The organism is Flavicella sp. (assembly GCF_037132785.1).
Taxonomy (GTDB): Bacteria; Bacteroidota; Bacteroidia; order Flavobacteriales; family Flavobacteriaceae; genus Flavicella.
Genome location: NZ_JBAHZZ010000051.1, coordinates 1 through 10,846, shown reverse-complemented (window position 1 = coordinate 10,846; position 10,846 = coordinate 1). Strand labels below are relative to the sequence as shown.

Here is a 10,846-nt window from a genome sequence, read left to right as displayed (position 1 = left end):
AAATTAGATCCCAATCGATAAGAATATTTATTTGACTAAAAAATGTAGCTTTTATCTTTCTTGTGCGTAAATCACAAATGCTATCTGCAAAAGTAGGTGTTATTTGTAGTTTCATGGCTTGAATATACATCTTAATAAGCTAACAAAAAACGATTTACACCCTAAGTTTGGGTCTTTGTTTTTGTCATGTACCTTGCAACGGTCTTAATAAATATTATAAATTAGTCTCATTGAGACACCAGATAAATTAACACTATGTTTCACCCTCTGAAACATTCAATTAAAAAAGTTTTTAACGTATCTTTGGAGTGAAATTTTCTGGTGCCAACTGCTTATTCCCAGTTGTTTTTGTGAAAATTTCCCACTCCGAAATTTTAAATTTGCTATTCGGTTCGACTACCTCGAATTTCCGTATTGCTTTTCCATCTAAATACTCCCAACTTGTACCAGAACCATCCTCTCCAACAACACCAAAAACATCATGAATTTCTCCTTGCCTATCCACTAACTCGTATACATCATCTCCGTTGCCTGAAATATAAGAATTTTCCAAATCAGGAATCATATTAAAAATTGTTTCGAATTCTGTATTTCCAAGAATCAAAAACCCTCCGACTTGAATTGTTAAGCCTGATAAATCAAGTCCGCTTCCGGAAACTGTAGTTGAGCCGTTTAAATATTTATTCAGCTGCCAGCCATTTAAAGAAAGAGGTTCCTCTCCAGCATTATACAACTCTACAAAACGAGCTCCAACAGAATTTTCTGGATCCGCTATCTCCGTAATAAGTATTTTTGATATAACCACAGAGCAACTGTCTCTTTCTTCTTGAAAATCGACATCGGAAATAGAACGTATTTGCATTGTTAAATCTTGACCATATACAACTCCTGTAACACTCCCCTTAGCGATAGGAAATTTATCATTCGCAAAAGAAGCGGTTCCTAAAGTATGTAGTTCTAACTCTTGTAGAACACCACATGTTTCCAAAACTCTATTACCATCTTCAGTACCCGAGTAATATGCATATGCTTTTCCCAACTCGGAATTTGTTAATTGAACATTGTTTAGTGTGATTAATATATTTTGAAAACCTTCTTTAGAAATTTCTTCAAGAGTTATTATCCGTGGAATGATCTCAAAACTTTCCTGAGAATTAAACAAATATCGATTAACCTCTCCTTCACTAATCTCGGTAACTGAATCATCTTTAAAAACACCTACTGTGTATACTCCATCTATTTTATCAAGATATAAATAATTTAAGTTCAACAATACTCTATCTCCAACCTGAAAACTCTCAAACATATTTTCTTCATCTACTAACAAGCAAAAGCCTCCTTTTGGATTTTCATAAGCGTCTTGAATAAAAAGAGTATTTATAAAATTCCCTTCTTGATCAGAAGAGGTAACATAACCCTCAAACACATAATCTTTATCTATTCCAAATTCAACAACTTTATTAGAGTACATATTGATTATTTGTTGATAGGAAATAGTCGGTTCATCCAATGTTACAATAGCACATCTTTCTTCTCCTAAAACAACATCGTTTTCATTTCTTAATACCAATTGATATTCGGAATAATATTTTGACAAAATCCCAGTAATACTTCCTTTTCCTTCTGGTAATTCTCTGTTTTTAAAATCCGAAAAACCACTAATCCTTACATTTATTTGTGAATTCAACTTACAATCAGCATTTGTTTCCTCTAACAGCCTATCCACGGTCTGAGTTGAATTTAACACCCCATATGAGCCACCTAAATCTCTAGTTATAAACTGTACCCTATTCAACTTAATCAAAGTTCCCACATGGATATCTGTTATTTTACTAATAGAAATACTATTAGGTACTACTTCTTCTTCGTCACAACTCCTGATAAAATGATTAAAGACTTCAGAGTTAGGAATTCGCTCTAACTCGGACCCAGCTGCTTTCCCTATTTCCAATGCGCCTCTATTGTATCCAATTGACAAGCTTTTTAATTTTATATATACCTTTCTTCCAACCGGAAAAACGCTGTATAAATTTGTTTTATCAACAGCAATTCGTATTGCATCCGAAGGCATTTTTGATTTATCTTGGATGTAAATCTCCTTATAAATATTCCCTGATTTATCACTACTCACTACATACCCTTCAATAATCATATCGCTCTCGAAAGTTACAATTCCATAACCTACCATTTCCTTAACTTGAGCAATTGTATGTGTGATTTCTAATTCTGGTTCTATACAAATAACATTGGGTACGGAAAAATCGGTATCCGACACACAAGATGTAATCCATAAAATCAAAATATAAAACTTAACTCTTTCCCCCATCAGATATCTATTTAAAATCTATACGATAAAATCACATAATAACTAGTTCCATTCTTAAGCCAATATTTTGGTCCAAACAAAGGTTTTGTCAAAGATTTATCTTCCAATAACTCTATGTAATTAGCTTTTCTAGACTGTTCAAAACCACCTGTTTTAAAAGTCTTACCTAATAAATTATTCAGGCTAAAAAAAAGTCCTAAATAATTGTCTCTCAATTTCCACGATTTTCCCCCCACAAGATTCACCAAAACCAAATCTTCAAATCGTTCTTGTTTTAATAAACTTGACACTTGCTCTTGTGTTATTTCATTTCCCGTTGTTGTATTTACAAAAGGAATCCCATCAGCATCCAAATAAAAATTATTTGTTCTTAACAACGGAGAAACCGACAAATAATGATGTGTTAAAAAATTTCCATTTAGAGCGACCCACCAATATGCTGGGTTTTTATAGTTTATTCCTAAAGAATAGGCTCTTTGAGGAGTGCCTCCTATTTTATAGTTTTTTAAATAAACTGTTCCAAAATCACTGTCTCCATCGTTAAACAGATCTGATTCTATAAATAAATTAGGATTGTTATTATACGTATATTGACCAATAGCAGCAACGATAGACATAGAAAATTCAGCAGTCAATTCTATATCAACTCCAAGTTCAATCCCCTTGTGTTTCTTCTCAATATCGGTAACTGACTGAGCTATAAAATCAGAACTATCACCACCTAAACCCTCTGCATAAACAAAAGAATTTTCGGTGCCATTTGAAAATATTGTATAGTAGCCCGTAATTTTAGATTTTATCCTGGGAGCTCTATATTGATAGGTCAAATCAATCGTTTTTATAGATTCGCTTCTGATTTTAGAAATCACTTCACTACTCACTCTTATATTAGAATACATGTTTTTTAATACGGGAACACGAGCTATAAAAGCCAAGTTCCCATACAACAAATGCCTGCCAGAGAATTTATATAAGGTATTCAGTTTTACACTTCCATTCTTAAAACTCTCTTTCGTTCCCGCTCCAAAAGACGAATTAGGATATTTTCCATTTTTATAAAATCCTGTTCTCTGATAACTCGTCTGATTATACCTAAAAGAACCAACCCACTCCCACTTCCTCAAACGATATGTCGATTGAAAAAACAACTCTACTTCAGCAAAATTTATTCTGTAATTATAAGAAAATGGGTCACCCACTGTAACGACACGATCTCTATTATTTAAATCTGATTGCGCTGTATCTCCCTCTTCAAAAGAATCAACATCAAAAAAACCACCACCACCTAGATCATCTAATACCAAAGCAAAATTTAGGCTCTCCAAATTTCGATAACTCAAACCAATATTAAAATTTAATTTTGAGGAAATTGTAGTATTAAAAACAGTGTTGAATGTTAGCTGTCTATCTTCATTTCTATCCTCATACAAATAATAACTAGAAGTGTTTGTTAAATTATTAGTCGCATACAAATCCTTCCAATTTAACTGTCCATCTTCTTTAAAGGCTTCAATCAATTTATAAGTCTCAGAAAAATCATCATACCGCAAAGCTGAACTGGGCAAATATTTATAATACGAAGGATCAGGACTATTTACATTCGCATAGCCCAATCGACTAGAACTTATATGCCCGAACTGATATGACAAAGAAGAATTTAGAGATGCGTTTTTGTTCATTTTCCAATAATGATTGAACAGTAGCAAGGGTTCTTTGACTTCTTTAACTCTCGAATTTCTTTTTTCTCCTTCTTGATTCCCCCAATAAGAATTATATCGCCCACCTTTTAAATCGAAAACCTCCTGTGTATTTGCCGAAGACTTTCCTCTTCTATTAAAAGCATAGATCGCTGTAAGATTTACACTATGCTGTTTGTTAATCATTTTCTCAGCAGAAACAAACACAGAATAAGCCTTATAAAAAGTTCCATCAACAGCTCCCTCTTTTGCAAACCTACTCGACATTGAAAAGGCAAAAGCCCAATCATTCTTTACTATTCCTGTAAAATGAGAAACCATTATTCTTCCCTTATAACTTCCATTACTTGCCGCTAAGGACACACCTGACCCGGGTCTATATTCTGACGCCCTTGTTTTAAAATTTGTAGTCCCCAAAACAGATCCAAACGAAACTATTGTCGGCGCTATTCCATTGCTAAAAGTAAGATTTCTAAGTACATCATTCAACCCTCCCCAATTACTCCATTGAGGTCTACCTGTTTGAATTTTGTTCATCTTAACTCCATTTATCAAAATCGTTCCTTCTCTACTATCATAACCTCGTATTTTAAATCTAGCTTGTCCAAAATTAAACGCTGCTGTTCTGATAAAAACATCTTTTGATGATTGAAGCAATCCTGTGATTGCATTAGCTCCACCAATATCATTATCCAACAATTCATCTTCTGATAACTTCAAAATATTAGAGTAAATGAGTGCGTCTTGTTTTTGAAACATTAGTATTGTTCCCAAATAAAACGACTCTTTATTTGAAGGAAGTATTTTAAAAACCTGAGATATAAAATCCTTTACAGAAACTTCTATTTTAAAAGTGGTTTTCGATCTGAGTTCTAAAGAGAAGAAACCTGATTTATTTGTATAGGTGAAAATAGTCTGATCCGATATTACACGAATCAAAACATCTTCTATAGGCGTATTTGAAACTGATTTTAAAACCTTCCCTCTCAATACAATTTTATCTTGTGCGCAAATTTTGGGAATCGGATAAAAAAACAAACAGTAAAAAATCACTCCATAAAAACATAAAAAATTTCTATTTTCCATTACAGTCAATGATTATACTCTTATTAATTTACGAAAAATTTATTTTATCTTTAATAAAAAGACTATGCACCACTCTATCTTTATATTTATATGGTTATTTTCATTTCATGTCCTTTTTTGTCAAAAAAAACAGACCTATAAAATTCATACTGTTGCTTTTTATAATCTTGAAAATTTATTTGACACGATAAACAACCCTAACTCCAATGATGAAGCAAGTCCTATTTTAGAAATCAAAAACAATAGATCTGACATTTACTCTAAAAAAATAAAAAACCTAGCAAAGGTTATTTCTGAAATTGGAAGGGATAAAACAAACGCTCCCCCTACATTAATTGGCGTTGCCGAAATAGAAAACAAGGACGTATTAGAAGATTTAATTCAATCCCCTGTTTTAAAACAAAACAACTATGGAATCATTCATTATAATTCTCCTGATTTAAGGGGAATTGATGTTGCCTTATTATACAATAAAGATAAATTCATTCCAATCAATCAACTTTCATATGAATTAAAACTCTGGTCAGATAAAGGCTACAGAATTCACACTCGAGACCTTTTAGTAGTATCGGGCTATTTAGAAAACGAACTTATACATCTCCTTATCAACCATTGGCCATCCCGAAGAGGCGGAGAAAAAAAAAGCAGACCTTTTAGAGAAAAAGCCGCCTATCTAAATAAAAAAATATGTGACAGCATTTTAAAAAACGAACCCAAATCAAAAATTATATTGATGGGAGATTTAAACGACAACCCCACCAACTCTAGCTTAAAAAATGTATTAAAAACGGAAATAAATCAAAAAAAACTAAATGACACTACACTCTTTAACCCTTATGAATCACTCTACAAAAATGGGTATAGTACTTTAGGCTATAGAGACAACATCTATTTGTTTGATCAAATTATAGTAAACGGAAATTTTATTTCTAAAAACTATGAATCCCTTTCCTTTTACAAAGCTCATATTTTCAATCCCGAATATCTCACCGTACAAACTGGAAAATATAAAGGATATCCATTTAGAAGTTTTAGCTACGGCTCTTTTACAAATGGTTATAGCGACCATTATCCTGTTTACATCTATTTGATAAAAAAATTGACAGTAAAGGACTAGTTTTAATATAAAAAAAATAACTTCGTCTAACGACAGCTACCTTGACTGAATCTGCTAATATCGAATTGGAGGTCGAACTTGACAATAACGGTGATCTTTTTTACTTTTTAGGGCGTAGTTATATGGATCTTTATTCCAATTGCAATTTGGAGCTTTCATCTGAGAGTGAAATTGAATCCTGTTTTGACATTTCTGAAACTTTTGAATTTAATTTTTTAATTAGCTTCCCTGTTGAGGGTGAAAATTATCATTTTGATCTTTTTATTGACGAAATAGATCTCTCAGAATACGACTTATACCCTTTTAAATGACGTATTATATTCTTATAACGAAAAAATTGCACCGATTCTATATATCAAAAAAACTATACGATTTAAACGGAAATTTAGTAAAATCGCAAACACTCAAAACAAACAGATAAAAAAGGCTTTTCGATAAATGAAAAAGCCTTTTTTTGTTTTTTTCTATTGAGTCCAACTGTTACGGTACAAATTTGTACTTTTGTAACTTCATTTTTTGAATGATATATAGGATATGAATACTGCTAAGAAGATTTTAGTAAAAATTGGCTCTAATGTACTTACACTCGCCTCTGGCCTGCCAGACAAGGCTCGTATTGGTCATATTGTAGAGCAAGTTGCTGAATTAAAAAAAGCAGGAGTTCAAGTTGTTTTGGTCTCTTCTGGTGCTGTTGCAGCTGGTAGAAGTATCGTGAAAATCAAAAAAAACCTAGATAGAATCAGTCAACGTCAAGTTTTAGCTTCTATTGGTCAAATAGAGTTGATGAAAATTTATAGTGAAGAATTTCTAAAACATCAATTACTCTGTTCTCAAGTTTTGGTAACCAAAGAATCCTTTAGAACCCGACAACATTATTTAAACATCAAAAACTGTTTAGACGGTTTGTTAAAAAACAACGTTACTCCCATCATCAATGAAAATGATGTGGTTTCTATTACAGAATTGATGTTTACTGATAATGATGAACTTTCTGGCTTGGTGGCCTCAATGATTTCCGTTGAAAGTCTTTTACTGCTCTCTAACGTAGATGGTATTTTCACAGCACACCCAAATGAACTTGGAGCTGAGTTGATAAAAGAATATATTGACAATACTATTAATCTGGACGACGCAGTATCAGACACTAAATCTGAATTTGGACGAGGTGGTATGCTTAGCAAAGCAAATACTGCAAAAAAAATGGCAGGTTTGGGAATTGATGTATACATAGGAAATGGAACTAAAGACAATATCATTCAGGCTTTGCTAATCAAAGAAACAGGTACTTTTTTTAAAGCTAAAAAACAAAATATCTCTCCAATAAAAAAATGGGTAGCACAGTCTGGAGATTTTTCCAAAGCCTGTATTGTTATCAACCAAGGAGCAAAAGAAGCTTTGCGATCACCTAAAGTTACAAGTTTACTCCCCGTAGGGGTCATATCTATAAAAGGTTCCTTTAAAAAAGGAGACGTTATCAATATTGTTGACGAAGAAAAAAATGTAATTGGACTCGGGAAAGTCGCCTACGACTCTAAAGAAGCTATTAATTATATAGGAGAAAGAGATCACAGTGCTTTGGTACACTACAATTACCTTGTATTAAACTAAAAACAAGTTTACTTGTAAAAAAAGAATTTAAAATGAATACACAACATACATTTAAAGCGGTAAAAAAAGCCAGTAGAGAATTAATTTCTTTATCTGCCGACACTATAAATTCAGTTCTAAGAGAACTGGCTGAATTGGCTATTATTAGAACAGAAATTATTCTGACAGAGAATAAAAAAGACTTAGACAGAATGGATAAAAACGACCCTAAGTTTGATCGATTGTTATTAACTAAAGAAAGAATTGAAGGAATCTCTCAAGACATCCTCAATATTTCTAATTTAACAAGTTCTGTCGGTGAAATTCTTTCTAAAAAAAAACTTGAAAACGGATTAGAAATCTCAAAAGTAAGAGTGCCAATGGGTGTTATTGGCATCATTTATGAAGCTCGTCCAAATGTTTCTTTTGATGTCTTTTCTTTATGTTTTAAAACTCAAAATGCTTGTATTTTAAAAGGAAGTAGCGATGCTGAATTTTCAAATACAGCAATTATCGGACTGATAAAAGAAGTACTCGAAAAACACAACCTCAATACAAATATTGTTACTCTACTACCAACAGATCGTCAAGCTACGGCTGATATGTTAGAGGCTACTGACTATGTAGATTTGATTATTCCAAGAGGAAGTCAAGGTTTGATCAACTTTGTACGTGACAATGCTAAAGTACCAGTTATTGAAACTGGAGCAGGTATTGTACATACTTATTTTGATGTGAGTGGAGATATTGAAAAAGGTAAAAACATTGTTGTAAACGCAAAAACAAGAAGAGTAAGTGTTTGTAATGCTTTAGATTGCTTGTTGATACATAAAGACAGATTGAAAGATTTACCTATTATCACCAATGCTTTGATCGAAAAAGAAACGGAGATTTATGCTGATAAAGAAGCCTATGCTGTCATTAAAAATACGTATCCAAAAAATCTTTTATCTATCGCAGATGAATCTCATTTTGGTGCTGAATTTTTATCAAATAAAATATCAATAAAAACTGTAAAAAGTTTTGATGAAGCTATTAGTCATATTGCACATTACAGCTCTAAACACAGTGAAGCAATTGTTGCAGAGGACGAAACCGTGATTGAAAACTACCTAAATAACGTAGATGCTGCTGCTGTATATGCGAACAGTTCTACTGCTTTTACAGATGGATCTCAATTTGGCCTAGGTGCTGAAATAGGTATTAGTACACAAAAGCTACATGCAAGAGGTCCAATGGCCTTAGAGGAAATCACTACTTATAAATGGATTATTAGAGGCAATGGACAAATTCGTTCTTAACCCGAAAAATTATTTTCTATAAATAAAGTCCTTGAAATTTATTCAAGGGCTTTTATAATTCTGTAATTTAGGTTATTAAAAAAAAATTCTGGAGTTCTAACTTTTAGAATACACATTGTCTATCTAGACAACCTCCTTTTCCCAACCAAAGGCTTCTCTTATTTCTTCATAAACTATTTGACCAGAAATAATACTTAGTCCTTTTTTAAGGCTTGCATCTTTTTCACATGCAACTTCCCATCCCAAATTTGCTAATTTTAAAGTATATGGTAAAGTAACATTGGTCAATGCCATGGTAGAGGTACAAGGAACTGCTCCAGGCATATTGGCAACAGAATAGTGTACAACATCATCTATAATATAAACAGGGTCTTCATGTGTAGTAGGCCTTGTCGTCTCCACACAACCTCCTTGATCTACAGCTACATCAATGATTACAGTTCCAGGGCGCATTTCTTTTAACATATCTCGCTTAATTAAATTTGGAGCTTTAGCCCCCTTAAGCAGGACTCCTCCAATAATTAAATCATGAGTTTTTATATGTTTTCTAATATTATATTCATTTGAGAATTCCGTAACAACGTGTGGTGGCATTACATCGTTTACGTAACGTAGGCGCTTCATATTTATATCCATAATAGTTACATGAGCACCTAAACCTGCAGCCATTTTAGCAGCTTGTATACCAACAACACCAGCACCTAAAACTAGTACTTTACCAGGAGCCACACCTGGTACACCTCCTAAAAGCACACCTCTCCCTTTTACAGGTTTTTCTAAATACTTAGCTCCTTGTTGTATAGCCAACCTTCCTGCAACTTCTGACATTGGTGTTAGCAATGGTAATGTTCCTTCTTCATCTTCAACTGTTTCATATGCAATACAAATGGCCTTTGCCTTCATCATCACTTTTGTTAATACTTCACTTGATGCAAAATGGAAATAGGTAAATAATATCTGTCCTTCTTGGATTAAATCGTATTCTTCTGCAATGGGCTCTTTTACCTTTACGATCATTTCGCTCATCGAATAAACCTCGGCAATGGAATCAAGGATTATAGCACCTGCTTGTTGATAATCTTTGTTAAAAAAACCACTACTCTCACCAGCATTTGATTGTACATATACAATATGATTGTTTTTTACTAACTCGAAAACTCCTCCAGGAGTCATCCCAACTCTGCTTTCATTGTTCTTAATTTCTTTCGGAATACCAACTTTCATTTTTATACAATTTCTAATTAAATGACTAAGTTGTGACAATTAAAGCAATAAAAAAATAAATACTCGAAAAAAGACGATATTGTAGGTTATCGCATATAATTCTATGTCAGAAACTGTTTTTTTTATGTTATTCATTTGCTAATCAGCTCCATAAATAAAAAAAACTACAACTTATTTTATTGATGTATTTTTTATACCCTTTTCAAGAAAAATGTATCTTTCCTAAAAAAAGAATGCATTTTTTTCTAGATCACCATGAATCAAAACTACCCGATGTAAAAACAACCATTTTTACAACAATGAATCATCTTGCAAAAGAAAATAATACTCTTAATTTATCTCAAGGATTTCCTGATTTCGATTGTCCTATTAACCCGGAACCAATAGTTCTTTAATTAATATATTTTTTTGTATCTTTATTGATGGAAAAAACAGACTTACGAAGCGTGTCCGATCAAGAAAGAGAAATTATACGAAGGGATGCCATAAAAATGATAAATCGAGGAGA

At 32.7% G+C, this 10,846-nt stretch carries 7 protein-coding genes; 4 read left to right on the top strand and 3 right to left on the bottom strand.

Translation table 11 applies throughout. The features are described from left to right. Nucleotides 1-292: 292 nt before the first annotated feature. Nucleotides 293-2,326, bottom strand: coding sequence for a DUF5689 domain-containing protein (locus V5787_RS03215; protein ID WP_336891838.1), 2,034 nt, complete (start codon nt 2,324-2,326; stop codon nt 293-295). Nucleotides 2,327-2,337: 11 nt separating this feature from the next. Further along, nucleotides 2,338-5,109 carry a TonB-dependent receptor gene (locus tag V5787_RS03210; RefSeq protein ID WP_336891837.1) on the bottom strand — a complete coding sequence of 924 codons (2,772 nt, stop codon included), beginning with the start codon at nt 5,107-5,109 and terminating at the stop codon, nt 2,338-2,340. Between the two features lie 64 nt (nt 5,110-5,173). Between V5787_RS03210 and V5787_RS03205 the strand changes: the two genes are divergently transcribed. The 4 genes from V5787_RS03205 to V5787_RS03190 all read left to right on the top strand — a co-directional run bounded on the left by V5787_RS03205 (nt 5,174) and on the right by V5787_RS03190 (nt 9,114). Beyond that, the gene (locus tag V5787_RS03205; protein ID WP_336891836.1) at nt 5,174-6,226 is read left to right on the top strand and encodes an endonuclease/exonuclease/phosphatase family protein; all 1,053 of its coding nucleotides are present in this window, start codon (nt 5,174-5,176) and stop codon (nt 6,224-6,226) included. A 41-nt stretch (nt 6,227-6,267) separates the two neighbouring features. Then, the gene (locus V5787_RS03200; RefSeq protein WP_336891835.1) at nt 6,268-6,537 is read left to right on the top strand and encodes a hypothetical protein; all 270 of its coding nucleotides are present in this window, start codon (nt 6,268-6,270) and stop codon (nt 6,535-6,537) included. A 223-nt stretch (nt 6,538-6,760) separates the two neighbouring features. Then, nucleotides 6,761-7,834 (top strand): glutamate 5-kinase, encoded by a 1,074-nt coding sequence (gene proB / locus V5787_RS03195; RefSeq protein WP_336891834.1) that lies wholly within the window; start codon nt 6,761-6,763, stop codon nt 7,832-7,834. A gap of 32 nt (nt 7,835-7,866) precedes the next feature. Then, nucleotides 7,867-9,114, top strand: coding sequence for a glutamate-5-semialdehyde dehydrogenase (locus V5787_RS03190; RefSeq protein ID WP_336891833.1), 1,248 nt, complete (start codon nt 7,867-7,869; stop codon nt 9,112-9,114). A 123-nt stretch (nt 9,115-9,237) separates the two neighbouring features. Here the strand turns inward: V5787_RS03190 and ald are convergent, their stop codons facing one another. After that, nucleotides 9,238-10,338, bottom strand: coding sequence for an alanine dehydrogenase (ald, locus tag V5787_RS03185; protein ID WP_336891832.1), 1,101 nt, complete (start codon nt 10,336-10,338; stop codon nt 9,238-9,240). Nucleotides 10,339-10,846: the final 508 nt, after the last annotated feature.

What these genes read in the sequence shown, in the direction of transcription:
- V5787_RS03215 (WP_336891838.1), bottom strand. Translation starts at nt 2,326, where the DNA reads ATGGGGGAAAGAGTTAAGTTTTATATTTTGATTTTATGGATTACATCT.
- proB (WP_336891834.1), top strand. Translation starts at nt 6,761, where the DNA reads ATGAATACTGCTAAGAAGATTTTAGTAAAAATTGGCTCTAATGTACTT.
- V5787_RS03210 (WP_336891837.1), bottom strand. Translation starts at nt 5,109, where the DNA reads ATGGAAAATAGAAATTTTTTATGTTTTTATGGAGTGATTTTTTACTGT.
- V5787_RS03190 (WP_336891833.1), top strand. Translation starts at nt 7,867, where the DNA reads ATGAATACACAACATACATTTAAAGCGGTAAAAAAAGCCAGTAGAGAA.
- ald (WP_336891832.1), bottom strand. Translation starts at nt 10,338, where the DNA reads ATGAAAGTTGGTATTCCGAAAGAAATTAAGAACAATGAAAGCAGAGTT.
- V5787_RS03205 (WP_336891836.1), top strand. Translation starts at nt 5,174, where the DNA reads ATGCACCACTCTATCTTTATATTTATATGGTTATTTTCATTTCATGTC.